Source organism: Pseudomonas sp. CMR5c (assembly GCF_003850545.1).
GTDB lineage: Bacteria > Pseudomonadota > Gammaproteobacteria > Pseudomonadales > Pseudomonadaceae > Aquipseudomonas > Aquipseudomonas piscis.
On sequence record NZ_CP027705.1, the window covers coordinates 721533 to 746809 of the forward strand.

Below are 25277 nucleotides of genomic sequence, written 5' to 3' on the forward strand. Positions count from 1 at the left end.
ATGAGGGCTGGCTAGGGCACCAGGTAGCCGCGCACCCCGGTGAAGATGATCTGCGCCGCCAGGGCACAGACGAACAGGCCCATCAACCGGCTGACGATCTGCAGGCCCTGGTCGCCGAGGATGCGCTCGATACGGTTGGACAGGTACAGCACCACGCCCACCGTGAGGCTGGCCAGGGCGATGCTGAGGATGGCGGTGAGCTTGTCGTCCCAGTGTGGCTGGCTGACGCCCATTACCAGCAGGGCGCCGATGGTGCCGGGGCCGACTGTCAGGGGAATGGTCAGCGGGACTATGGTCACGTCCTGCTGCACGTTGTCGGTCTGTACCGCCGACTTGCCCTGGGCCATGCCCAGGGCGGAGATGAACAGCACCGAGCCCGCGCCGATGCGGAACGCATCCACGGTGATGCCGAACACGCCGAAGATCACCCGCCCGAACAGGTACAGCAGCACGCTGGAGACCAGGGTCGCCAGGGCGACTTTCCAGGCCAGGCGCCGACGCTCCTTGAGGGAGTAGCCACGGGTCAGGCTGATGAAGCACGAGAGGACGAAGAAGGGGCTGTAGAGCACCAGCATCTTCAGGTAAACGCTGAACAGCACGTGGAGCATGATGGAAGCTCACGACTAGGGAGGGCGAGCCAGAGTTTAACTCAGCTGGTGTGGGCGGCGCTGCGTTCGCGCAAGTCGCGCTGGGTTACCCAGTGCTCCACCAGTTCGCGCAGTTGCGAGAGCTCCACCGGCTTGGCCATGTGCCCGTCCATGCCGGCCTGGCGCGCGCGTTCCTTGTGCTCGGCCAGGATATGGGCGGTGAGGGCCACCACCGGCGTGCGCACTCGCTGGTTGCCCACTTCCCAGGCCCGCAGTTGCTGGGTGGCGGAAAACCCGTCGAGCACCGGCATCTCGCAGTCCATCAGCACCAGGTCGTAGCGCTTGGCTTTCATCGCCTGCAGGGCTTCTTCGCCGTTGCTGGCGGTATCGGGTTGCAGGTTGAGTTTGCCGAGCATGCCGCGGATCACCTTGGTGGAGATGCTGTTGTCCTCGGCTACCAGGATGCGGAAGTCGCTGGGCACGGTGATCGGCTCCGGGCCCAGGACCTGGGCCAGGGGCTGGTTGTAGGGCGTGGTGGGCGCCTTGTCGCGGTGGCTGAGCTCGTCGGCCAGGGTGGTCTTGAGGGTGTAGCCGGCCACTGGCTTGGCGAGGATGCGCTTGATCCCGGCATTGCGTGCGATCACCTTGCTCGGCGCGTTGCTGATGCCGGTGAGCATGATCAGCAGGATGTCGTGGTTCAGGCTCGGGTCTTCCTTGATCTTCGCCGCCAACTGCATGCCGGTCATGCCGGGCATGTTCTGGTCCAGCAGGACCACGTCGAAGTAGTCGCGCAGGTGTGCCTTGGTTCGCAGCAGGGCCAGGGCTTCCTTGCCCGAAGGCACGGCGCTGACGTTCAGGCCCCAGGCACTGCATTGCTGCACCAGGACCTTGCGGCAGGTGTCGTTGTCGTCCACCACCAGCACCCGGGCCCCTTGCAGCGGGCCGTCGAGGTCGGCGGTGGGATGCTCCAGGCGGTCGGCATCCAGCGGCAGGGTCAGCCACAGGGTGCTGCCTTGCTGGTTGCCGCTCTTGATGCCGAATTCGCCATGCATCAGCAGGATCAGCTGGCGAGCGATCACCAGGCCCAGATTGCCGCCCAGGCGGGTGGTGGCCAGGAAATTCTTGCTGTGCAGCTCGGTATGCAGCAGCGCGTCGCGTTCCTCGGGCTCCATGGGCTGCCCGCTATCTTGCACGGCAATACGCAGGCGCGGCTTGCTGCTGCGCTCGTCGAGGGCGACGACGATCAGCACTTCGCCTTCGTCGGTCTTCTTCAGGGCGTTTTCCAGCAAGCTCAACAGGGCCTGGCGCAACCGTGTCGGATCGCCGCTGATGACCCGTGGCACCTGGGGCTGGATGAAGCTGATCAGCTCGACGTTCTGCTGCTCGGCCTTGGCCCGGAAGATGCTCAGGCAGTCTTCGATCAGGGCATTGAGATCGAACTGTACGTCGTCCAGTTCGATCTGCCCGGATTCGAGCTTGGAGATGTCGAGGATCTCGTTGATCAGGGTCAGCAGTTCGTTGCCGGCGCTGTGGATGGTCTGCACGTAGTCGCGCTGCTTGACCGACAGCGGCGTGCCCAGCAGCAGCTCGGTCATGCCCAGCACGCCGTTCATCGGGGTGCGGATCTCGTGGCTGATCTTGGCCAGGAACTCGGCCTTGGCATTGACCTCGGCGGTGCTGGCGGCCAGGTCGCGGCTGGCGCTGAAGCGGTTCTCGGTGATGTGGCGCTGGCGCTCGCCCAGGGCCACGCTCATCAGCAGGCCGGCCACGCAGACCACGCTCATCAAGGTCACGATCAGGCCTTGCGGGGGCACCAGTGTCAGGCCGAGCAGGGCGGGCATGATCACCAGGGTGCCGAAGTTGAAGATCGCCATGGCGGCGACGAAACAACGGGCCGGGCGGTAGCCCTTGTGCCAGTGGTAGCCGCCGATGAACAGCATGCTCAAACCGGCCAGGGCTACCAGGGCATAGGTGACGATGTTCAACGGCAGGCTGCTGATGATCAACAGCAACAGGCCGGACAAGGCGATCAGCAGGATATTGCCCAGTAGCAGGCGGTTCAGCGGATGTGGCCCCACCGGGGAGAAGAACCGATAGGCGAACATCATGCCGGCAGGGGCGGTCAGCAGCAGCGCCAGGTAGGCGCCGGGAGTCTGCAGGGACTGCCAGTCCGGCAGCCAGGGGCCGAACAGGTTCAGCAGCATCATCAGGCTGAGGGTCAGCAGGGCCTCGCAGACCGCCAGCCACAGGCTGCTGCGCGAGCGGGTGTAGGCGAAGCGCGTGAGGTTGTGCAGGATCAGCATCGCCAGGCAGCCGAACAGCAGGCCGTAGACCAGGGTCTGGCCCTGGCTGGCGGCGGCCATCACCGCCGATTGCAGGGTGATGTAGGGGCGCAGTTCGTGTTCGGACACCAGGCGTACGTAGACGTCCAGCGTCTTGCCGCTCTGTGGCAGCGGCAGTGCGAAGTCGCTGCTGGGCAGCGGCTTTTCCGTCTGGGGCTGGCTGGAGCCGGTGTTCACTTGCTCGATCAGCTGGTCGCCGTCGAGCACGTAGAGATTCAGGTGGGACAGGTCGGGAGCGAAGATCCGCAGGATCTGCTCATGGGTGCCCGGCTGGAGCTTGAAGCGTAGCCACAGGGCGCCGTTGGGCTCGGCGGCGGTGAGCTTGTCCAGCTCGATGGGGCTGAACTGGTTGGTGTAGCGCGGGGAGCGGATGTCACTGAGTTGCAGGTCGCCCTGATCGTCGAGCAGCACCGCCCAGCCACTGCCTTGAGCGGCCAGGGCCGGATTCATGCAGAGCAGGGTCAGCAATGTGACGGTGAAGCCTAGGGCAATCCTGAGCCAGCGCACGGCGAAATCCCTTCGTTGGTTGATGCCTGATTATAACTATGCGCGGCGCAATGAGCGCCCGGCAAGGGCCTGGAAGCCCTTGCCGGGGTTTCGTGCGAGCCTTATTGCTCGCCGCGCTCGCGGGCAATGGCACGGTAGCCGATGTCCTTGCGGTAGAAGCAGCCCTGCCAGTCGATCTCGGTCGCCAGGCGGTAGGCTTGCTGCTGCGCCTGGTCGACGCTGGCGCCCATGGCGGTGGCGCACAGCACCCGGCCACCGGCGGTGACGATCTGGCCGTCCTTGAGCGCGGTGCCGGCGTGGAAGACCTTGCCTTCCAGCGCGGCTGCGGCGTCCAGGCCGGTGATGGCCGCGCCCTTGGCATAGTCACCAGGATAGCCGCCGGCCGCCAGGACGATGCCCAGGCTCGGGCGTGGGTCCCACTGGGCCTCGACCTTGTCCAGGGCCTGGGCCAGGGCCGCTTCCACCAGCAGCACCAGGCTCGATTGCAGGCGCAGCATGACAGGCTGGGTTTCCGGGTCGCCGAAACGGCAGTTGAACTCGATGACTTTCGGGTTGCCGGCCTTGTCGATCATCAGGCCCGCGTAGAGGAAGCCGGTATAGACGTTGCCTTCCTCGGCCATGCCGCGCACGGTCGGCCAGATGACCTGGTCCATCACGCGCTGGTGCACGTCGGCGGTGACCACCGGGGCAGGCGAGTAGGCGCCCATGCCACCGGTATTCGGGCCAGTGTCGCCATCGCCGACGCGCTTGTGGTCCTGGCTGGTGGCCATGGGCAGCACGTTCTTGCCGTCGACCATGACGATGAAGCTGGCTTCCTCGCCATCGAGGAACTCCTCGATCACCACGCGGGAACCGGCGTCACCGAAAGCGTTGCCGGCGAGCATGTCGCGTACGGCTTCCTCGGCCTCGGCCAGGGTCATGGCGACGATCACGCCCTTGCCGGCGGCCAGGCCGTCGGCCTTGATCACGATCGGCGCGCCTTTTTCCCGCAGGTAGGCCAGGGCCGGCTCGATCTCGGTGAAGTTCTGGTAGTCGGCGGTCGGAATCTTGTGGCGCGCCAGGAAGTCCTTGGTGAAGGCCTTCGAGCCTTCCAGCTGGGCGGCGCCCTGGGTCGGGCCGAAGCAGTCCAGGCCACGGGCACGGAACAGATCGACCACACCGGCCACCAGCGGCACTTCCGGACCGACGATGGTCAGGGCAACGTTCTTCTCGGCGAAGTCGGCGAGCTGCTCCAGGGCCAGCACGTCGATGGCCACGTTCTCGCACTTGGCCTCGATGGCGGTACCGGCGTTGCCGGGAGCGACGAATACTTTCTCGACCCGTGGGTCCTGAGCGACTTTCCAGGCCAGGGCGTGTTCACGACCGCCGCTACCAATGATCAAAATGTTCAAGTCAGACTCCTTCGGAGGAAGCTACAAGCCGCAAGCTGCAAGTTGAAACTCAAGTGCAGCAGGCGGCTGTCAATTAAAGAGGCTGCAAGCGCGAGCAGAGGCGACAGGGTCGCGCTTTTACTTGGCGCTCGCAGCTTGCAGCTTGACGCTGCTTTTAGTGACGGAAGTGGCGCATGCCGGTGAATACCATCGCGATGCCGGCTTCGTCGGCAGCGGCGATCACTTCGGCGTCACGCATCGAGCCGCCAGGCTGGATCACGGCGCGGATACCGACCTTGGCGGCATTGTCGATGCCGTCGCGGAACGGGAAGAAGGCGTCGGAAGCCATGACCGCGCCCTGCACTTGCAGGCCGGCATGCTCGGCCTTGATGGCGGCGATGCGGGCGGAGTTGACGCGGCTCATCTGGCCGGCGCCGACACCGATGGTCTGGCGGTTCTTGGCGTAGACGATGGCGTTGGACTTGACGAACTTGGCCACTTTCCAGGCGAATACCAGGTCGTGGATTTCCTGTTCGGTCGGCGCGCGCTGGGTGACGATCTTCAGGTCATCGGCGCTGATCATGCCGATATCGCGGCTCTGCACCAGCAGGCCACCGTTGACCCGCTTGAAGTCCCAACCGGCGGCGCGTTCGGCCGGCCACTCGCCGCATTCGAGCAGGCGTACGTTCTGCTTGGCCGCTACGACTTCGCGGGCAGCCTGGGAGATTTTCGGGGCGATGATCACTTCGACGAACTGGCGCTCGACGATGGCCTTGGCGGTTTCGCCGTCCAGCTCGCGGTTGAAGGCGATGATGCCGCCGAACGCCGACTCGGTGTCGGTGGCGTAGGCCAGGTCGTAGGCCTTGCGGATGCCGCCCTCGTCCTCAGGCACCACGGCCACGCCGCAGGGGTTGGCGTGCTTGACGATGACGCAGGCCGGCTTGACGAAGCTCTTCACGCATTCCAGCGCGGCGTCGGTGTCGGCCACGTTGTTGAACGACAGTTCCTTGCCTTGCAACTGCAGGGCGGTGGAGATGCTGGCCTCGCCTTTCTTGGCCTCGACGTAGAAGGCCGCGCTCTGGTGCGGGTTCTCGCCGTAGCGCATTTCCTGGGCCTTGACGAACTGGCTGTTGAAGGTGCGCGGGAAGCCGCTGCGCCCTTCGGTGGACAGGGTATCCCGGGCCTGGTCGATGGTGCCCATGTAGTTGGCGATCATGCCGTCGTAGGCTGCTGTGTGTTCGAAGGCCTTGAGCATCAGGTCGAAGCGCTGGGCGTAGGTCAGGCCGCCGGCCTTGAGGTTGTCCAGGACGCTGGCGTAGTCGCTGGCGTTGACCACGATGGCCACGTCCTTGTGGTTCTTGGCTGCCGAGCGAACCATGGTCGGGCCGCCGATGTCGATGTTCTCGATAGCGGTCGGCAGGTCGCAGCCGGGCTTGGAGATGGTGGCTTCGAAGGGATAGAGGTTGACCGCCACCAGGTCGATCGGCTTGATGCCGTGCTCGTTCATGATGGCGTCGTCGATGCCGCGACGACCCAGGATGCCGCCGTGGATCTTCGGATGCAGGGTCTTGACCCGGCCGTCCATCATTTCCGCGAAACCGGTGTAATCGGCGACTTCCACTGCGGACACGCCATTGTCCCGCAACAGCTTGAAGGTCCCGCCGGTAGAGAGGATCTCGACACCGAGGGCTTCCAGCTCCTTGGCGAATTCGAGGATCCCGGTCTTGTCGGAAACACTGATCAAGGCGCGGCGGATCGGCAGGCGGGTAGTCTGGTCGGTCATCTCAATTTCCATCAACAAGCTAGGGGGTCAGCAAAAAAGGCGACCGTTTTTTACGCGGGCGCCTTTCTGGTTTGGTTGAATGCTTACAGCAAATCGTACTGCTTGAGTTTCTTGCGCAGGGTTCCGCGATTCAGACCCAGGAGTTCGCTGGCCTTGGTCTGGTTGCCCTTGACGTAGTTCATCACGCTTTCGAGCAACGGGGCCTCGACTTCGGAGAGCACCAGGTTGTACACGTCCGTGACGGCAGCGCCCTCAAGGTGGGCGAAATAATTGTGCAGCGCCTTCTCGACACTCCCGCGAAGGGTCTGGCCTTCTTCGCTCGGGGTATTGAGGTGCTGTTTCAAATTCACGTTGTCGCTCACGGGTGTTGTTCCACTCACTAAAGTCTCGGTCATCATCGTCATGCGGCCACCCCCTCTCCGTCCCCTGTCTCCAGGCTCTTGTAACGTCCGGCGAAGAACTCACGGACGTTGGCGCACTGTGCTTCCGTATCTTCCAAACGATTGAAGTGGGCGCGAAACTCCCTGGCGCCCGGCAGGGTTGCGAGATACCAGCCCACATGCTTGCGCGCAATGCGTACGCCCATGACATCCCCATAGAAGGCATGCAGCGCGGCCAGGTGCTCCAGCAGAATCCGCTCCACTTCGAACAGCTGCGGTGCCGGGAGGGTTTCACCGGTGCGCAGGAAGTGTTCGATCTCACGAAAAATCCATGGCCGCCCCTGGGCGGCCCGGCCGATCAACAGCCCGTCGACACCGGTGGCATTCAATACCTGCCGGGCTTTCTCGGGCGAGTCGATATCGCCGTTGGCGAAGACCGGGATCGACACCGCCTGCTTGATCGCAGCGATGGTGTCGTACTCGGCTTCACCGGTGTACAGGTCGGCGCGGGTCCGACCGTGGACCGCCAGTGCCGTGATGCCAGCCTGTTCGGCGATCCTCGCCACGGTCAGGCCATTCTTGTTCTGCCGGTCCCAGCCGGTGCGGATCTTCAGGGTGACCGGTACGTCCACCGCGGCCACCACCGCCTGGAGAATCTCGTTGACCAGGACTTCGTCTTTCAGCAATGCGGAGCCGGCGGCCTTGTTGCAGACCTTCTTCGCCGGGCAACCCATGTTGATATCAATAATCTGTGCACCCAACTCGACGTTGGCGCGGGCGGCGTCCGCCAGCATCTGTGCATCGCCACCGGCAATCTGTACCGAGCGCGGCTCGGGATCGCCTTCGTGGATCATGCGCAGCCGCGATTTGCGGCTGTTCCACAAGCTCATGTCGCTGGTGACCATTTCCGAGACTACAAGGCCGGCACCCAATTGCTTGCAAAGCTGACGAAAGGGCTGGTCGGTAACTCCCGCCATCGGGGCGAGAACCAAGCCGTTTTGCAGTGTGTATGGGCCGATGCGTACCGCCGACATAGGACTTCCCTGTTGTGGGGCCGGATCATGAGAGTTCGAAAAAGGGTTGGCATGATACCCGCTCTCGATGACCGGATAAAGGCTGAATTGGATAAAATCTGAACAGTTCTTCTGCCGGCTACCGCGAGCGATACGCGGGGAGCTGTCATAAATCTGTCGTCAATCCAGAGTCGTCCGTCAACTCTTCCAGCCGTTTCACTCTGGCGAGTGGAAACTCAGACTGTAGTTCACGGCTTTGGGTCCGGGGTCGAGAATATCGAGGGCGATGTGGATCGGGGTTTGCGGCGGCATTTCCGCCGCGTCCTGCAGGTCGCCGCCCAGGTATTCACCGGGCTTGAAGCTACGGCTGGCGATCAGGTGGCCGTTGAGGTCGGCGAAGCGCAGTTCCAGCAGCGGGAACGGTTGGGAGAAGGGCGCACGGTTGTAGATGATGGCGTCCACTACCAGGGCCCCGCTGAATTCCGGGTGGCTGCGCACCACCAGGTTGCTGCTCTTGATCCGGCCGATGTCCACGCGCGAGGGGACCGTACATCCGAATTCCGGGCACAGTTGCTGGAACCAGGGGCGGTACTGGTCCTGGCGGGCCAGCTCGTCGAAGTGATAGGCGATGTACTGACCTGCCAGGCCACCGGCGGCCAGCAGGATCAGCAACAGCCAGAGCAGGCGTCGGCCCCAGGGCGAGCGACGCTTTTGCCAATCCAGGTGCAGCGGGTCGTCGACCAGGTCCAGCAGCACTTCGTCCTGGACTCCCGGTTCGCTGCGTTCGCGGCGTTTCTTGCCCGGTGCCGGGACTGGGGTTTCGTCTTCGTCCTCGAGGGCAGGCGCAGGGGGCTTTGCGTCGAAGGATTCCAGGTCGGCGTCCAGGCGCAACTTGGGGGACGGTGGTTCGTCGTCAAGGTCCGCCAGGTTGAAGGACAGCGAGGGTTCGGTGCGGGCGGCCTTGGCCGGCTCGGGCTCGGCGTCGTCCTTGGCCGGGGCCTTGAGGCTGGCCGGTTCGTCCTGCTCGCCGGCGCTGCCGAACAGGCCGTCGGGCCAGTTGGCTTCGTCGTTGTCCTGCTGGTCACGCCGGGCGCTGAGGCCGTTTTCCCGGGTGGGGCGCTCCTGGCCGAAGGTCTTGGCCGGCTGGATTTCCCGTTGCTCGAGCTTGGCCAGTTCCTCGTCGAGGTCCAGATGGTCCAGGTCCATTTCCGCCGCCGACCATTGTTTCTGGCTGATGGCGCGCTGTGCTGGAGCTGGTTCCGGCTCGGCAGCGGGTTGCGGCGTCGGCTGTTCCGGTTCTGCCGCCGGAGGGGGCGGCGGTGTGGTCGTGGGTGTCGTCACCGGTGCGGGTGCGGGTGCGGTCGGCTTGGCGAGCGGCTTGGCTGCCGCGCCTTCCTTGGCCGCGCGCTGCTCGAGCAGTTGTCGCGCAGCGTTGAACACCTGCAGGCAGGAGCCGCAACGAACCACTCCGCGAGCCACGCTCAATTGGGCGTGGCTGACACGGAACCTGGTTTGGCAATGCGGGCACTGGGTGACGAAACTGTCGGTCATGCGGCCATCCGGATTATGCAGGCGGCCATTCTAGCGCCGACGGCCGGTGATGCGCACCCAGCCATCGAGGTTGGCGATCGGGTCCAGATCGAAGTCCTGGGCATAGGCCGCAGCGACCTCGTCACCCTGCTCGGCAAGGATGCCCGAAAGCGCCAGGCGTCCACCTGGCTTGACCAGGCCGGACAATTGCGGCGCCAGGGACACCAGCGGACCGGCCAGGATGTTGGCCACCAGCACGTCGGCCTGTTCCTGGGGCATCTGCTCCGGCAGGTACAGCGGGAACAGTTCCTCGGCGATGTTGTTGCGCCCGGCGTTGTCGCGGGAGGCTTCCAGGGCCTGCACGTCGATATCGGTGCCCACGGCGCGCTTGGCTCCCAGCAGCAGGGCGGCGATGGCCAGGATCCCCGAGCCGCAACCGAAGTCCAGGACGTTGCAGTCCTTCAGGTCCTGGCCGTCGAGCCACTCCAGGCACAGGGCGGTGGTCGGGTGAGTGCCGGTGCCGAAAGCCAGGCCCGGGTCCAGCAGCAGGTTGACCGCATCCGGTTCCGGAGCGGCATGCCAGCTGGGGACGATCCACAGGCGCTGACCGAAACGCATCGGCTGGAAGTTGTCCATCCAGCTGCGCTCCCAATCCTGGTCCTCGATGACTTCGCTGTGATGTTCGGGCAGCGGGCTGCCGGTCAGCAGCTCGAGGTGGGCCAGCACGCTGGCGGCCTCGGTGCCACCCTCGAACAGGGCCAGCAAGTGGGTGTGGGACCACAGCGGGGTGGTGTTCAGCTCGGGTTCGAAGATCGGTTGATCCTCGGCGTCCATGAAGGTCACCGAAACGGCGCCGACTTCAAGAAAAGCGTCTTCATAGGTTTCGGCTTGTTCTGGGCTGATGGCGAGACGGACTTGCAGCCAAGGCATGGCGGGCACCTTTGAAAATATGTGATGTGCAGCCTAGTGGGCCGCGAGAAGCGCGCAAGTTTACGCGAGCAGGAGGCAGAAGACGACAGCGGCAAGGCGGCAGGCATTTGCAGGAGCCTTGCTCCTGCAGAAACACCAAGGCCGCTCGAAAGCGGCCTTGGTGGTGTGGCGAATGCCGATCAGTGTTGCTCGGCCAGCTTGTGCTCCAGGTAGTGAATGTTCACTCCCCCTTTGCAGAAGCCTTCGTCACGGGTCAGGTCGCGGTGCAGCGGGATGTTGGTCTTGATCCCGTCGACGACGATTTCGTCCAGCGCATTGCGCATGCGCGCCATGGCTTCGTCACGGGTTGCCCCGTAGGTGATCAGCTTGCCGATCAACGAATCGTAGTTCGGAGGAACCGCGTAGCCGCTGTACAGGTGCGAGTCGACGCGCACGCCGTTGCCGCCCGGGGCGTGGAAGTGCTTGACCGTGCCTGGGCTTGGCATGAAGGTTTTCGGGTCTTCGGCGTTGATCCGGCACTCCAGGGAGTGACCGCGGATCACCACGTCTTCCTGGCGGATGGACAGCTTGTTGCCAGCGGCGATGCTGAGCATCTCCTTGACGATGTCGACACCGGTGACCATCTCCGATACCGGGTGCTCTACCTGTACTCGAGTGTTCATCTCGATGAAGTAGAAGCGGCCGTTCTCGTAGAGGAACTCGAAGGTGCCGGCGCCGCGGTAGCCGATGTCGATGCACGCCTGGACGCAACGAGCGAAGACTTCCTGGCGGGCGGTCTCGTCGATGCCCGGGGCCGGAGCTTCTTCCAGTACCTTCTGGTGACGGCGCTGCAGCGAGCAGTCGCGGTCGCCCAGGTGGATGGCGTTACCCTGGCCGTCGGAGAGGACCTGGACTTCCACGTGGCGTGGGTTGGTCAGGAACTTCTCCAGGTAGACCATCGGGTTGCCGAATGCCGCGCCGGCTTCGGAGCGGGTCAGCTTCGCCGAGGCGATCAGGTCTTCTTCCTTGTGCACCACGCGCATGCCGCGCCCACCACCGCCACCGGCGGCCTTGATGATCACCGGATAGCCGACCTCACGGCCGATGCGCAGCGCGGTTTCCTCGTCTTCCGGCAGCGGGCCGTCGGAACCTGGAACCGTGGGTACGCCGGCGGCGATCATGGCGTGCTTGGCGGAAACCTTGTCGCCCATCAGGCGGATGGTATCGGCCTTGGGGCCAATGAAGGAAAAGCCGGAGTTCTCCACCTGCTCGGCGAAGTCGGCGTTTTCCGCCAGGAAGCCGTAGCCAGGGTGGATCGCGGTGGCGCCGGTGACTTCAGCGGCCGCGATGATGGCCGGGATGTGCAGGTAGGACTGCGCGGCTTGCGCCGGGCCGATGCACACGGACTCGTCCGCCAGGCCCAGGTGCATCAGCTCCTTGTCGGCCTTGGAATAGACGGCTACGGTCTTGATCCCCATTTCCTTGCAGGCACGCAGGATCCGCAGGGCGATTTCGCCGCGGTTGGCGATCAGGACTTTTTCCAACTTCGCAGGCTTCATCAAAGACTCTCCGCAGTTCAAACGATGGTGAACAGCGGTTGGTCGTACTCAACCGGCTGGCCGTCTTCGACAAGGATCGATTCGATCACACCGCTGGTTTCAGCTTCGATGTGGTTCATCATCTTCATCGCTTCGACGATGCACAGGGTGTCGCCCTTCTTCACGCTCTGGCCGACTTCGACGAAGGCTGGCGAGGTTGGCGAGGACTTGCGGTAGAAGGTACCGACCATTGGCGAACGGGCTACGGTGCCGTTCAGCGCAGGTGCGGCGGCAGCGGCCGGGGCGGCAGCGGCAGCAGGAGCTGCGGCGGCTGGAGCGGCTACTGGAGCTGCGGCCATTGGAGCCGGAGCGTAGTACTGCTGGGCTGGAGTCTTGCTGTGACGGCTGATGCGTACGGACTCTTCGCCTTCCTTGATCTCCAGCTCGTCAATGCCGGACTCTTCCAGCAGTTCGATCAGTTTCTTGACTTTACGAATATCCATGAATCATCAACTCCCAGGGGTCGGTCAGGGGCGTTTAACGCTTGTTGTTCAAGCACTTGCCTGTATTTCAAGCTGTTCCAGGGCGGCCTCCAGGGCCAGTCGGTAACCGCTGGCGCCAAGGCCGCAGATCACTCCTACCGCAACGTCTGAAAAGTAGGAGTGATGGCGGAAAGGTTCGCGTTTGTACACGTTGGACAAATGCACTTCGATGAATGGGATGCTCACCGCCAGCAACGCGTCACGTAATGCGACGCTTGTATGTGTAAAAGCTGCTGGATTGATCAGGATGAAATCCACGCCTTCGTCCCGCGCGGCATGGATACGCTCGATCAATTCGTACTCGGCATTGCTCTGCAGGTACTGCAAGTGATGCCCGGCGGCACGGGCCCGCTGCTCCAGGTCCTGGTTGATCTGGGCCAGGGTCGTGGCGCCGTAGACTCCCGGTTCGCGGGTGCCGAGCAGATTCAGGTTGGGGCCATGGAGAACCAGTAGGGTGGCCATCGGTCGTTCCTTGTTATCGGGGCGGTTGTCAGAACCCGGCGACTATGCCGGAAAGACTTTGTGACTGTCCAGTTCCCGGCAATAGCCAGCACGATGACCGATGTTTGCGCGAAATATGTGACCGAGTGCGGAAATCCGGTCATATGCCCGTCATAAAGCGCTGTTGAAGTGGTTGGCGACTTTTTCGCCGATCTTGGGCGCGCCCGGAGCTTTTTTGTGGCGCTGGTTTGCAGCGGCCCGGCAAAGGCTGCGCCAGGCCCGGAAATGAACGCTCCCGCAAATATCGGCACAGCCAAAGGCGGCTGCCAGCCTGGTTCGGTTCAGACGCGGAAGGCCTGTACCGCGGTGTGCAACTGGCCACCCAGGTCCAGCAGGTTCTCGCCCTGGGCCCGACCTTCGCCGATGCGCAGCAGGTTGTCGCCGCCCAGTTGGTGGATGCGTTCGCTGTGGTCGCGGATCTCACTGACCGCGCCGCTTTGCTGGGCGGTGACATCGGCGATCCGCACCGCGGTCTCGGCGATGGTCTGGATCGCCCCGACGATTTCATCCAGTGCGCCATCGGCGGCCTCGGCCTGGCTGGCGGTGGCCTCGGCGTGCTCGACCTGGGCACGCATGCCCTGCACCGATTGCTGTGCGGCGCTCTGCAGTCCGGCGATCAACGCCTGGATCTGTGCAGTGGCGCCGGAGGTGCGTTGGGCCAGGGAACGCACTTCCTCGGCGACCACGGCAAACCCCCGGCCCATCTCGCCGGCCCTGGCGGCCTCGATGGCGGCGTTCAGCGCCAGCAGGTTGGTCTGTTCGGCAATGGAGCGGATCACCGTCAGCACGCCGCCGATGGTGGCCGATTCCTGGGCCAGGTGTTCGATCATCTGCGCGTTGCCCTGGACTTCCCCGACAAGGGCATGCAAGCCGGTGAGGCTCTGGCCTATGACTTTCTGTCCCTGCTGGACCGCCAGGCCGGCGCTGCGGCTGGCATCCGCAGCCTGGCTGGCATCACCGGCCACCTGCTGGATGGTGGCTTCCAGCTCGCCCAGCGCATCGCGGATTTGCGCGGTGTCGCCAGCCTGGCGTTCGGCGCCGCTGTGCAGGCCGCTGCTGAGGTCGGCCAGGGCCCGGCTGCTACCGGCCACCTGTTCGGCGTTCTGGCGAATGGTGCCCACCAGGTCCACCAGGTAGGCCCGCAGGCGGTTCAGCGATGCTTCGATGGCATGCAGTTCGTAGTTGGTCTTGCCCAGCTGGATCGGCTGGCTGAAATCGCCCTGGGCCCAGGTCGACAGGGCCGGGGCGAGGTTGGTCAGGACCCTTGCCAGCTTGCGCTGCAGGGTATCGATCACCAGGGCGATCAGCAGGATCAGGCCGATCATCAGCCCCTGCATCAATCGCACTTCGCCCTGGATCTGGCCGTGCTGGGCGCGCACTTCCGGTTCCAGTGCGGCGATCGCTTGCTGTACGGCGGTGATCTTCAGCAAGGTGGCGGCGCTCAGCTCGGCGCGTTTCTGGATCTGCTCGCGGGTGCGCGCAAGCTCGGCGGGATAGCGGCTGAGCAGGCTGTTGAGTTCGCGCTTGAGGCCGATGCCGGCATCTTCGGCGGCGCTCTTCTGGGTGTTCTCCAGGCCCATCATGGCGGCGAAGTCATCGGTGTTTGATTCGCTGCTGGTCGCCACGCCCAGTAGAGGCAAGGCCTCGAGGCGGTCGGCCTGGGCGCGGATGTTGTTCAGTTCGCGCTCGACGTCGCTCGCCAGTTCGCTGCGCCCGCTGCTGACCAGTTTGTCCCGGGCCAGCGAGAGTTTGCCCAGGTGCTGGGAGGCGGCCAGCAACAATGGCAGGTAGGCACTGGCCTCGGCGCTGGTGGCGTCGCCGGCGTACTGGCTCAGTTGCTCCAGGTTGGCACCCAGTTCGCGTTCGGCCTGCAGCAGCAGGGCCTGGGGGTCGCCCGCCAGTTTGCCCGCCGCCAGCAAGTCGGTCTTGCTGAAGTCGGCGAGGCTGGCCAGGCTCGGGCTCAGGCTATGTGCCAGTTGCGGTGGCAGTTCGGACAGTCCGCCCTGCAGGGCCTCGATGGCCTGGGTGGCGCTGCTCAGGCGCAGGGCGTCGCCGCTTGCCAGGTAGTCCTCGATATTGCGCGCCGCCTGGTTCTGGAATTGCTGGGACAGGCCCAGGTAGCGCTCCATCAGCAGGTAGGGGCGCTCCAGGGCGCGCTGCGACCACCACAGTGTCGCCCCCAGGGCCACGCACACGGCAACTAATAGAAGGGTGTTGAGATTGGTCAGCAACTTCAGGCGCATCGGGGCTCTACCAACGACTTGAATGGCAAGCGCCTGAATTTATTGCGGTTGTATTACAAGGTTATGACCGAATCGGTGGATTCGGATGAAAAGATGGCACTTTGACTTGATTGCCGCGCGCTCTGTACCCGGTTGCGGCCGCTGTGCTTGGCCCGGTACAGGGCCTCGTCCGCCTGGCTGGCCATCATCAGGCTGTCGGAGTCTTCCTGCATTTGCACCACTCCGGCGCTGAAGGTGCACCACAGGTCCTGGGGTTGGGCCGGGTAATGGATCTCGGCGAAGCGCTGGCGGATTTCGTCCAGCACCTGGCATGCCGCGTCCTGGTCGGTATCGGGCATGACGATGGCGAACTCCTCGCCGCCGTAGCGGCCGATGAAGTCGGTCTTGCGCAGGCGCTGCTTGAGGAACAGCGCCAGGCTCTTGATCACCCGGTCGCCCATGGGGTGGCCGTGGCTGTCGTTGACTCGCTTGAAGTGGTCGATGTCCAGCATGGCGAAGCTCAGCGGCTTGTTCTCGCGGCGGGCGCGGAAGCAGCAATCTTCCAGCAATTGCAGGATATGGGTGTGGTTGTACAGGCCGGTCAGGCTGTCGCGGACCATCCGTGCCTTGAGGTTGCGCGCCCGGGCCGCGCGGTTGCGCACCGTGGTGATCAGGTGGCGCGGCTTGATGGGCTTGGTGAGGAAGTCGTCGCCGCCTTCGCTCATGGCGTCCAGTTGCTTGTCCAGGTCGTCCTCGGCGGACAGGTAGATGATCGGCACGCTGACGTAGCGGTCGTTGTGGCGGATCACCTTGGCCAGCTCGGTACCGGTGCAGGCCGGCATGTACATGTCGAGGATGATCAGGTCGGGCTGGAAATCCGCCAGTTCGGCCATGGCCTGGATCGGTTCGATCAGGGTGCGGGTGACGATCCCGGCGCTGTTGAGCAGGCGCTCGGTGTGCAGGGCCTGGGCCCGGGAGTCGTCGATGATCAGCACTTTATACGGCTCGTACTGGGCGACGCAGGTCAGCACCTCGATCTTTTCCAGCAGGCTGGAGGCTTCCAGGGTGCCGGTGAGGAACTCCTGGCCACCGGCGCGCACGGCCGCGAGGCGGGTCGGGGTGTCGGTTTCGTGCAGGCTGAAGAACAGCAGCGGCAGCTTCTGCTCCAGGCCGACCTGGGCCTCGGCGGCCAGGGTCAGGCCCATGCCGGGGCCGCAGAAGTCCACGTCGATGACGATGGCCGCCGGCAGGCGCTCGACCATGGATGAACGAAACGCCGCGATGCTGTCCAGGGGCTGGGCGCTGAGCCCGAAGAACTCCAGCTGCTTGGCCAGGCGTTCGGCCCGGTCGTGATCCTGCAGCATCACGTAGATCGGCTTGCGCAGCGGCGGCAGGAAGGTCTGTTCCAGCTGATCGCCATGGCGCAGGCCGGTGCGTGACAGGCGCTGCATCAGGCGGTTGAGTTCGGTGATCAGGTGGCTGCTCAGGCGGCCGCGGTTGGCATTCACCGCTTCCAGCGATTGGCTGATGCTGCGGGCCAGCTGGGAGTGCTCGGGTTGTTCGAAGCGTTCGGCGAAACGCAGCAGGCGCAGGTTGGCTTCGCAGAGTTCCGACATGTCGGTGGACGACCACTCGCTGCGCTGCAGCCGCTGCCAGATCTCCAGGATCTGCCGTGCCTGATGAATTACCCGCTGGGCAAAGTGGTGCTTGAGGCGCTCACGGCTGGGGTCTTCTGGCTCGGTCATATCCTGACTACTAGTTAGGGTGCATGCTGAGATCGACTGGTGGCTCTATGCTAGCACCACTTTCGGCTCCCATGAGTGTCGTACGTCAATAATGTGCAAAGCGACTTGACCGGGTTCGCCACCGACTGCTCGCATAGGCTGCGGACTGTGCTTCATTTATAGTGGTCGCCCGATACGCAATCGTTGCGCGGCGCGCGTTTGCCTGAAGATTTATCCCGCCAGGGCAAGGCACGATGGAGTAGGGTTGCGGTCGAATCGATGAACCCAAGTGATTGAAAGGATATAGCCATGCTGGATTGGAAGAACCGCGCAGACAGCGCGCCGGAACGGGCCGCCCAACCCAAGTCGGCGACACGCAGCTATTTCGGTAGCCTGCTGTTCAGTCGCGCCCTGGCGACCTTGCTGGGCCTGTACCTGCTGGTCACCGGTGCCCTGGGCTGGTACTGGAGCCAGGAACCGGCGCTGTTCCCGGTCCAGCAGAACGCCCAGCTCGCCGCCGAGAAGGAAGGCCGGCAGATGGTGGTGGGCTACACCACCGTGGAAACCCTCAAGACCGTGGTCAGCACCCTGCTCGACAAGCCGGGCGGCTATATCTCCAACGACCGTTTCCCACCGGGCATCTGGCTGGACAACATTCCCAGCTGGGAATACGGGGTCCTGGTCCAGGTCCGCGACCTGACCCGCGCCTTGCGCAAGGATTTCGCCCGGTCCCAGTCGCAGTCCGCCGAAGACGCCGACCTGGCCAAGGCCGAGCCACGCTTCAACTTCGACAACAAGAGCTGGATCCTGCCCTCCAGCGAGTCGGAATATCTGGAAGGCATCAACTCCCTGAGCCGCTACCAGGCGCGGCTGTCGGACCCGAACCAGAAGACTGCGCAGTTCTATGCCCGGGCCGACAACCTCAACAACTGGCTGGGTGACGTGGGGACGCGCCTTGGCTCGCTGTCCCAGCGGCTGTCGGCCAGCGTCGGCCGGGTCAAGCTCAACACTGCGCTGAAGACCGAAGTCCCGGCTCCGGGCCAGGTTCCGCAACTGGGCGAGGAAATCGAAGAAACTCCATGGATGCAGATCGACAACGTGTTCTACGAGGCGCGTGGCCAGGCCTGGGCGCTGTCGCATCTGCTGCGCGCGATCGAAGTGGACTTCGCCGATGTGCTGGCCAAGAAGAACGCCACCGTCAGCGTGCGCCAGATCATCCGCGAACTGGAGGCCTCCCAGGAGACTGTCTGGAGCCCGATGATCCTCAACGGTAACGGCTTCGGCGTCCTGGCCAACCACTCGCTGGTCATGGCCAACTACATTTCCCGCGCCAACGCAGCAGTCATCGACTTGCGCCAACTGCTCAACCAGGGCTGATCCATGGTCGCGACCACCAATGAGGCGGCCCATCGCGCCGCCTCCGATGCCGAACAGATCGCCTGGGTCGATGGCGAGGACCAGCTGCTGGGCGCCATGGCCCGTTCGGAGCTGCGCGAGCGGGGCCTGATCGGCCGTGGTACCTACATCATGCTGTTCAACTCCGCCGGTGAGCTGTGCGTGCATCGGCGCACCCTGAGCAAGGCCATCTACCCGGGTTACTGGGATGTCGCCGCCGGCGGCATGGTCCTCGCCACTGAGAGCTATGCCGAATCGGCGGCCCGTGAACTGGAAGAGGAACTGGGGGTGAGTGGAGTCGAGCTGGTCGCCCACGACCACTTCTTCTTCGAGGACACCGACAATCGCCTGTGGTGCTCGGCCTTCTCCGCCGTATGGGACGGACCGCTGCGTTTGCAGCCCGAGGAAGTGCTGGAAGCACGCTTCCTGCCCCTGGACCAGGTGCTGCGGGAAATCCACGAGAAGCCCTATTGCCCGGACTCCCTGGCCGCCTTGCAGCGCTATCTGGCGCGACGTCGTTAAAGTTGCATAAATTGACGCCGATTGGCTCTTAGCAAGTCGGCTTTTTGCCGTTACACTGCGCGCCTTTTCAAGCTGAGCCAGCGCTATCCCCGCAAGGGACCTGGCCCAGTAGCGCTGCCCCTGCCTGAGTGGGGCTTCGCGGTCGGCGACACCGCCATGTGCCCCGACCAGTCTTTGTCCTCCCAAGAGGATTGCCGGTGGCCAAAAAAGCCGCATCCTTCGCCGCCCTTGGCGGCCTGGTGTTTTCCACCGACGCAGGTCGACATTGCCCGGACTGTAGCCAGCCGGTGGCCGCCTGTATCTGCAAACAAAGCGTGATTCCAGCCGGCGACGGCATTGCTCGCGTGCGTCGCGAAAGCAAGGGTCGTGGTGGCAAGACGGTGACCACCATCACCGGCGTGCCCCTGGCCGAAGACGCCCTCAAGGAACTGGCCGCGGCGTTGAAGAAGCGCTGTGGTACCGGTGGCGCCTTGAAAGAGGGCGTGATCGAGATCCAGGGCGACCACGTCGAGCTACTCTTGGCGGAACTGGTCAAGCGCGGTTTCACGGCGAAGAAGTCCGGCGGCTAGCAGCCTCTGTGAAAACCACCTCTGACTGGACGCTGTCCTGACTGGCTCAGGACGTTGGCGTCGTCTCCATGGTTTTCACAGAGCCTGTTCATGAACGGTTTCTAAACTCGGCCCTGCATGCGTGGTCTATTGCGCTTGCAGGCTAATCGTCATTTTCATTCTTTAGACTGCGTCGGCCCTGGATCGGGGCGGCGCTCTATGACTTCTTTATAGGGGACTTCGATGTCCGTACGACGCACACGTAAAGACGATGGCAGCCAATGGACAGTTGCGGACAGCCGCAGTGTTTATGGGATTCGCCATTGGGGGGCCGGATATTTCGCGATCAATGACGCCGGTCGCGTCGAAGTTCGCCCCAATGGTCCGGGCAGCTTGCCCATCGATCTGTTCGAACAGGTCGCGGAGCTGCGCAAGAGCGGCTTGTCCCTGCCCTTGCTGGTGCGTTTCCCGGACATCCTCCAGGATCGCGTGCGCCAGCTCACCGGTGCCTTCGATGCCAACATCGCGCGCCTGGAATACCAGAGCAAGTACACCGCCCTGTACCCGATCAAGGTCAACCAGCAAGAAGCGGTGATCGAGAACATCATCGCCACCCAGAATGTCTCCATCGGCCTGGAAGCCGGTTCCAAGCCTGAACTGCTGGCGGTCCTGGCCCTGGCGCCCAAGGGCGGCACCATCGTCTGCAACGGCTACAAGGACCGCGAGTTCATCCGCCTGGCGCTGATGGGCCAGAAGTTGGGCCACAACGTGTTCATCGTCATCGAGAAAGAGTCCGAAGTGGGCCTGGTGATCGAGGAAGCGGCGTCGCTCAAGGTCAAGCCGCAGGTCGGCCTGCGAGTGCGCCTGTCGTCCTTGGCCTCGAGCAAGTGGGCCGACACCGGTGGCGAGAAATCCAAGTTCGGCCTGTCGGCGGCGCAACTGCTGGCGGTGGTGGAGCGTTTCCGCGATGCCGGCCTGGACCAGGGCATCCGCCTGCTGCACTTCCACATGGGTTCGCAGATCGCCAACCTGGCCGACTACCAGCACGGTTTCAAGGAAGCCATCCGCTACTACGGCGAGCTGCGCAACCTCGGCCTGCCGGTCGACCATATCGACGTCGGCGGCGGCCTGGGCGTGGACTACGACGGTACCCACTCGCGCAACGCCAGTTCGATCAACTACGACATGGACGACTACGCCGGCGTGGTGGTGGGCATGCTCAAGGAATTCTGCGACGCGCAGAGCCTGCCGCATCCGAACATCTTCTCCGAGAGCGGTCGTTCCCTGACCGCGCACCACGCCATGCTGGTGGTGCAGGTGACCGACGTCGAGAAGCACAACGATGACGTGCCGGTCATCGAGAACAAGGAAGAGCTGCCCGAAACCGTGCAGTGGCTGGTGGACTTGCTGGGTCCGACCGACATCGAGATGGTCACCGAGACCTACTGGCGCGCAACCCACTACATGAGCGACGTGGCCGCGCAGTACGCCGACGGCAAGCTGACCCTGGCCGAGAAAGCCCTGGCCGAGCAGTGCTACTTCGCCGTGTGCCGGCGCCTGCACAACTCGCTGAAGGCTCGCCAGCGTTCCCATCGCCAGGTGCTGGACGAGCTCAACGACAAGCTTGCCGACAAGTACATCTGCAACTTCTCGGTGTTCCAGAGCCTGCCGGACACCTGGGCCATCGGCCAAGTGCTGCCGATCCTGCCGCTGCATCGCCTGGATGAGGAGCCGCTGCGCCGCGCGGTACTGCAAGACCTGACCTGCGACTCCGATGGCAAGATCAAGCAGTACGTCGACGAGCAGAGCATCGAGACCAGCCTGCCGGTGCATTCGGTCAACGAGGGCGAGGACTACCTGCTGGGCATCTTCCTGGTGGGCGCCTACCAGGAAATCCTCGGTGACATGCACAACCTGTTCGGCGACACCGACTCGGTGAACATCTACCAGCGGGCCAACGGCAGCGTTTACCACGCCGGCATCGAGACCCACGACACCATCGAGGACATGCTGCGCTACGTGCACCTGTCGCCCGAAGAGCTGATGACCCACTACCGCGACAAGGTGGCCAGCGCCAGGATCAGCGCCGCCGAGCGCACCCAGTTCCTGGACGCCCTGCGCCTGGGCCTGACCCGCTCGTCCTACCTGTCGTCCTGACGCCGGGCATCCCTGGTGATGCCTTCAGGCCAATGAAAAACGCCGTTTCCCTTGCCGGGGAAACGGCGTTTTTTCATGCTTGGCGTTTGGCTCTCAATGAGCCCTGGCGAACCAGCCATCGCTGCGCTCCAGGCGCCAGGCGAAGACACCCAGGGTCAGGCTGCGCAACAGCATGAACAGCAGGAAGCTCAGCCACAGGCCGTGATTGCCCAGGCCCTGCAAGGCCCAGGCGCAAGGCAGCAGCAGGAGCACGGTGAGCAGCATGCCGTTGCGCATTTCCCGGGCCCGGGTCGCACCGATGAACAGCCCGTCCAGCAAGTAGCTCCAGACCGCGATCAGCGGCAGTACGGCAAGGTAGGGCAGGTAGGTGAAGGCCGTCTGGCGCACGTCGGCAATGTCGGTCTGCATCTCGATGAACAGATGCCCTGCCAAGAGGAACAGCACCGTGAAGCCCAGGCTCGCCAACAGCGACCAGCCTCCGGCGACCACCAGCGAGCGGCGCAGGGCCCGGTGGTCGCGGGCGCCGATGGCATGGCCGCACAGGGCCTCCACCGCATGGGCCAGGCCATCCAGGGCGTGGGCCGTGAGCAAGAGGCCATTGAGCAGCAAGGCGTTGGCCGCCACCGTGGCGTCCCCCAGGCGGGCGCCTTGCACGGTGATCAGGAAGAACACCGACTGCAGGGCCAGGCTGCGGATGAAGATGTCGCGGTTCACCGCCAGCAGCGGGCGCCAGCTCTGCCAGCGGCGCAGGGCCGCCCAGGCGATCTGTCCCGGATAGGCACGCAGGGCCGGGCGGGTCATGGCCAGGCCCACCAGGGCCCCGGTCCACTCGGCGAGCACCGAGGCCCGGGCCGAACCCACCACGCCCCATTCCAGGCCAAGAACGAACCACAGGTTCAGGGCGATGTTCACCAGGTTGGTGCTGAGCAGGATGGCCAGGGGCGCCCGGGCGTTCTGGGTACCGAGGAACCAGCCCACCAGGGCGAAGCTGGCCAGGGCCGCGGGCAGGCCCAGCAGGCGGGTATGGAAGAAGGCCCGGGTCATCTGGTCCAGGTCCGCCGAGGGTTGCATCAGGTGCAATGCGGCGCCGCTGAGGGGCACGCCGATGATCCCCAGCAGCAGGGCCAGGCCCAGCGCCAGCAACAAGCCCTGGAGCAGGATCTGCCGCAGCGCCGCACCGTCGCTGCGGCCAGCGGCCTGGGCGGCGAAGCCGGTGGAGCCCATGCGCAAGAAACCCATGGCCCAGGCGAGGAAGGTATAGAGGCTGGCGCCCACTGCCACTGCGCCCAGTTGATGGGCGTGGGGCAGGTGGCCCACCACCGTGCTGTCCACCAGGGCCACAAGAGGGACGGAAATGTTCGACAGGATCATCGGCGCGGCCAGGGCCCAGACGCGACGATGGGTGGGGCGGTGACGCCAATCGGTGATCAGGGGGGGCATGCGTGTTCCTTGCGTGAGCCGGCGTTGTAGCCGCGCAGCCTGTTGGCGCCGAGACCCGGCGCCGTCGGGGTCAGTGGATGATCCAGCTCAGCAGCCAGAGACCGAGCACCAGCCAGATGATGCCCAGCAGGATCGAGGCGCGCATGAAGGCGCGGATCGCCCAGTAGAGGAACACCAGGCCGATGATCAGGCCGATGATGCTGACGATCGAGGTGTCCATGCCCAGTGCCCGGGCCAGGCCATCGACGAAGTTGCCGCCGGCATGGGTCAGGGTGTTGAACAACCCGCCCAGCAGGTCGACGATGAAACGAATGGCCGAGCCGATGGCCTGGCCGAGCCATCCGAAGAAGCTTTCTACCTGCATGTGCATTTCCTGATCAGAGAGGGGCGCGTCAGCCGAGCTCATGCTTGGGCCGCCAACGCTGGCGATGAGTTCCCCATCAGCATAGAAGCTGGCCGGTGGTGCGCATTCTGGAGCAGCACGCGGACGGATGAAAGCGCGCTTGCGTCCGCTGCCCAACCCCCGGAAGCTATAGGCCTTCAGGAGACCCCGATGAACCTAGAGCAACTCACCCAACGCCTGCACGCCATCCGCGACCACAACGACTGGCGGCAATTCCACAGCCCGAAGAACCTGGCCATGGCCGCCAGCGTCGAGATGGCCGAACTGGTGGAGATCTTCCAGTGGCTGACCGAGGACCAGTCCCGCCAGTTGCCGGCGGACAAGCTGGCCCATGCCGGGCAGGAAGTCGGCGACATCGTCCTCTACCTGCTGTTGTTGTGCAGCGAACTGGGGCTGGACATGGACCAGGTGGTGCGCAGCAAGCTGGCGGACAGCGAACGGCGGTTCTGCCCATGAGCGATCGGCATTTCGACCAGCTGGCCACACGCTTCGCCGAGAAGATCTATGGCGGCGCCAAGGGCGCGATTCGCCTGGCGGTGCTCCAGGCGGACCTCAAGGAAGCTTTGCCTGAGCGGCCGTTGCGGGTATTGGATATCGGCGCCGGCCTGGGCCACATGTCCCTGTGGCTGGCCCAGTACGGGCACCAGGTGACCCTGGCCGAGCCCGCCGCACCGATGCTCGAAGGGGCCCGTCAGCGGTTCGCCGAGGCCGGCCAGCAGGCCACCTTCATCCAGGCGCCCTGGCAGGACCTGCTGGGGCAATTGACCGAGTCCTACGACCTGGTGCTGTGCCATGCGGTGCTGGAGTGGCTGGCCGAACCCCATTCGATCCTGCCGGTGCTGCACCAGCTGACCGCCGCCGATGGCTGGTTGTCCCTGGCGTTCTACAACCGCGATGCGCTGGTCTATCGCAACTTGCTCAAGGGGCATTTTCGCAAGTTGCGCAAGAACGACATGGCGGGAGAGAAACAGAGCCTGACCCCGCAACAACCGCTTGATCCTCGCGAGCTGGCGGCGCAACTTGATGGCAAGTGGCGGGTCGAAGTCCAGAGCGGGGTCCGGGTGTTCCACGACTACATGCCCGTGGAATTCCAGTCCCGTGCCGAGCTGACGGATCTGCTGGAGATGGAACTGGCTCATCGCCGACACCCAAGTTTCGCCGGGCTTGGGCGTTATCTGCATTGGCTGTGCCGGCCGGTCTGACGGAGTACTCGATGAAACGCCGCCTGGGTCTGCTGTTTTTGTGTTCGACCCTTGCCGCCTGCCAAGGCAGCAATCCCTATGTCGCCAGTTCCAGGCCGCTGCCGCCGGCGCCACCGCAGGCGGCCACGACCTTCGACCGCAGCGCCTATCCGGCAGCGCCCCGGGACTACGGGCGCTACCGTAGCTGGGCCTGGCTCAACGGCCGCCTGCCCAATGGTTCGGCCTGGGCCGATTCGGCGCAGGTCGCCGAGGCGGTCAGTGGCGCCCTGGACCAGCGAGGTCTGCGCCCATTGCATGGCAACCGCCCGGCGGACCTGTGGGTCAGCGCCGACCTGCGCCTGGAAAAACGCCTGCGCCAGGTCCAGGAGGACTACGGCTATGGCGGTTACGGCAGCTACGATCGCTACGATCGTTATCACCGCTACGGACCGGGCTACGGCATGTACGGCAGCGTACCGGTGGTGCGTACCTACGAAGTGGAAGTGGTGGTGGTCAGGGTCGACCTGTACGACGCCGGCAATGGCCAGCCGGTATGGAGCGCCAGTGCCGAGACCAGCAGCAAAGGCTCCTTGGGCGAGCGCGCCGATGCACTGCGCGAAGCGGTGCAGAAGGCCATGGCGGCCTATCCTCCCAGCTAGGCCGGTGTCCTGATTTCAAGCGGA

21 protein-coding genes and 1 pseudogene are annotated in these 25277 nt (G+C 64.3%); 7 read left to right on the top strand and 15 right to left on the bottom strand.

Annotation, left to right across the window (positions count from 1 at the left end):
- Positions 1 to 11: 11 nt before the first annotated feature.
- The 13 genes and pseudogenes from C4K40_RS03280 to C4K40_RS03345 form a co-directional block, all read right to left on the bottom strand.
- On the bottom strand, positions 12 to 608 hold the full coding sequence (locus C4K40_RS03280; RefSeq protein ID WP_022642054.1) for a MarC family protein: 597 nt from the start codon (positions 606 to 608) through the stop codon (positions 12 to 14).
- Between the two features lie 41 nt (positions 609 to 649).
- Positions 650 to 3436 (bottom strand): hybrid sensor histidine kinase/response regulator, encoded by a 2787-nt coding sequence (locus C4K40_RS03285; RefSeq protein ID WP_031320798.1) that lies wholly within the window; start codon positions 3434 to 3436, stop codon positions 650 to 652.
- 101 nt (positions 3437 to 3537) lie between these two features.
- Complete coding sequence (gene purD, locus C4K40_RS03290) at positions 3538 to 4827, bottom strand: phosphoribosylamine--glycine ligase (RefSeq protein ID WP_022642056.1); 1290 nt, start codon at positions 4825 to 4827, stop codon at positions 3538 to 3540.
- 154 nt (positions 4828 to 4981) lie between these two features.
- Entirely contained in the window at positions 4982 to 6589 is a 1608-nt protein-coding gene (gene purH, locus C4K40_RS03295) for a bifunctional phosphoribosylaminoimidazolecarboxamide formyltransferase/IMP cyclohydrolase (RefSeq protein ID WP_053132248.1), read from the bottom strand.
- A gap of 83 nt (positions 6590 to 6672) precedes the next feature.
- Positions 6673 to 6993, bottom strand: coding sequence for a DNA-binding transcriptional regulator Fis (fis, locus tag C4K40_RS03300; protein ID WP_003186237.1), 321 nt, complete (start codon positions 6991 to 6993; stop codon positions 6673 to 6675).
- Positions 6990 to 8003, bottom strand: coding sequence for a tRNA dihydrouridine synthase DusB (gene dusB, locus C4K40_RS03305; protein WP_053132245.1), 1014 nt, complete (start codon positions 8001 to 8003; stop codon positions 6990 to 6992). The genes fis and dusB overlap by 4 nt, the downstream gene beginning before the upstream one ends.
- 195 nt (positions 8004 to 8198) lie before the next feature.
- Positions 8199 to 9533: a DUF3426 domain-containing protein gene (locus tag C4K40_RS03315; RefSeq protein WP_053132242.1), complete on the bottom strand. Its 1335-nt coding sequence runs from the start codon at positions 9531 to 9533 to the stop codon at positions 8199 to 8201.
- A 30-nt stretch (positions 9534 to 9563) separates the two neighbouring features.
- Entirely contained in the window at positions 9564 to 10442 is an 879-nt protein-coding gene (prmA, locus tag C4K40_RS03320; protein ID WP_022642060.1) for a 50S ribosomal protein L11 methyltransferase, read from the bottom strand.
- Between the two features lie 179 nt (positions 10443 to 10621).
- Positions 10622 to 11980 (bottom strand): acetyl-CoA carboxylase biotin carboxylase subunit, encoded by a 1359-nt coding sequence (accC, locus tag C4K40_RS03325; RefSeq protein ID WP_022642061.1) that lies wholly within the window; start codon positions 11978 to 11980, stop codon positions 10622 to 10624.
- A 17-nt stretch (positions 11981 to 11997) separates the two neighbouring features.
- Positions 11998 to 12462, bottom strand: a complete 465-nt coding sequence (gene accB, locus C4K40_RS03330; RefSeq protein ID WP_022642062.1) for an acetyl-CoA carboxylase biotin carboxyl carrier protein — start codon at positions 12460 to 12462, stop codon at positions 11998 to 12000.
- Positions 12463 to 12510: 48 nt separating this feature from the next.
- On the bottom strand, positions 12511 to 12963 hold the full coding sequence (gene aroQ / locus C4K40_RS03335; protein ID WP_022642063.1) for a type II 3-dehydroquinate dehydratase: 453 nt from the start codon (positions 12961 to 12963) through the stop codon (positions 12511 to 12513).
- A 320-nt stretch (positions 12964 to 13283) separates the two neighbouring features.
- Positions 13284 to 13799 (bottom strand): annotated as a pseudogene (locus C4K40_RS32155) (methyl-accepting chemotaxis protein); the annotation flags it as partial.
- Positions 13800 to 15298: 1499 nt separating this feature from the next.
- A complete protein-coding gene (locus C4K40_RS03345) occupies positions 15299 to 16969 on the bottom strand; it encodes a PleD family two-component system response regulator (protein ID WP_053132236.1) in 1671 nt (556 codons plus the stop codon).
- A gap of 288 nt (positions 16970 to 17257) precedes the next feature.
- Between C4K40_RS03345 and C4K40_RS03350 the strand changes: the two genes are divergently transcribed.
- The 4 genes from C4K40_RS03350 to speA all read left to right on the top strand — a co-directional run bounded on the left by C4K40_RS03350 (position 17258) and on the right by speA (position 21570).
- Complete coding sequence (locus C4K40_RS03350; protein ID WP_022642066.1) at positions 17258 to 18325, top strand: DUF2333 family protein; 1068 nt, start codon at positions 17258 to 17260, stop codon at positions 18323 to 18325.
- A 3-nt stretch (positions 18326 to 18328) separates the two neighbouring features.
- Positions 18329 to 18865, top strand: a complete 537-nt coding sequence (locus C4K40_RS03355) for an NUDIX hydrolase (protein ID WP_022642067.1) — start codon at positions 18329 to 18331, stop codon at positions 18863 to 18865.
- Between the two features lie 197 nt (positions 18866 to 19062).
- Entirely contained in the window at positions 19063 to 19434 is a 372-nt protein-coding gene (locus C4K40_RS03360) for a translation initiation factor Sui1 (RefSeq protein WP_022642068.1), read from the top strand.
- A gap of 222 nt (positions 19435 to 19656) precedes the next feature.
- Entirely contained in the window at positions 19657 to 21570 is a 1914-nt protein-coding gene (gene speA, locus C4K40_RS03365; RefSeq protein WP_031320800.1) for an arginine decarboxylase, read from the top strand.
- 93 nt (positions 21571 to 21663) lie between these two features.
- Here the strand turns inward: speA and C4K40_RS03370 are convergent, their stop codons facing one another.
- Positions 21664 to 23010 carry an MATE family efflux transporter gene (locus tag C4K40_RS03370; protein ID WP_022642070.1) on the bottom strand — a complete coding sequence of 449 codons (1347 nt, stop codon included), beginning with the start codon at positions 23008 to 23010 and terminating at the stop codon, positions 21664 to 21666.
- Positions 23011 to 23080: 70 nt separating this feature from the next.
- Positions 23081 to 23374, bottom strand: coding sequence for a hypothetical protein (locus tag C4K40_RS03375; protein ID WP_022642071.1), 294 nt, complete (start codon positions 23372 to 23374; stop codon positions 23081 to 23083).
- A 189-nt stretch (positions 23375 to 23563) separates the two neighbouring features.
- Here C4K40_RS03375 and C4K40_RS03380 point away from each other — a divergent pair, with 189 nt between their 5' ends.
- The 3 genes from C4K40_RS03380 to C4K40_RS03390 are packed head-to-tail and all read left to right on the top strand — an operon-like array spanning position 23564 to position 25253.
- Positions 23564 to 23869 carry a MazG-like family protein gene (locus C4K40_RS03380; RefSeq protein WP_022642072.1) on the top strand — a complete coding sequence of 102 codons (306 nt, stop codon included), beginning with the start codon at positions 23564 to 23566 and terminating at the stop codon, positions 23867 to 23869.
- Positions 23866 to 24615 carry a methyltransferase domain-containing protein gene (locus C4K40_RS03385; RefSeq protein WP_053132233.1) on the top strand — a complete coding sequence of 250 codons (750 nt, stop codon included), beginning with the start codon at positions 23866 to 23868 and terminating at the stop codon, positions 24613 to 24615. The genes C4K40_RS03380 and C4K40_RS03385 overlap by 4 nt, the downstream gene beginning before the upstream one ends.
- An 11-nt stretch (positions 24616 to 24626) precedes the next feature.
- Entirely contained in the window at positions 24627 to 25253 is a 627-nt protein-coding gene (locus C4K40_RS03390; RefSeq protein ID WP_022642074.1) for a DUF4136 domain-containing protein, read from the top strand.
- The last annotated feature ends 24 nt before the right edge of the window (positions 25254 to 25277 follow it).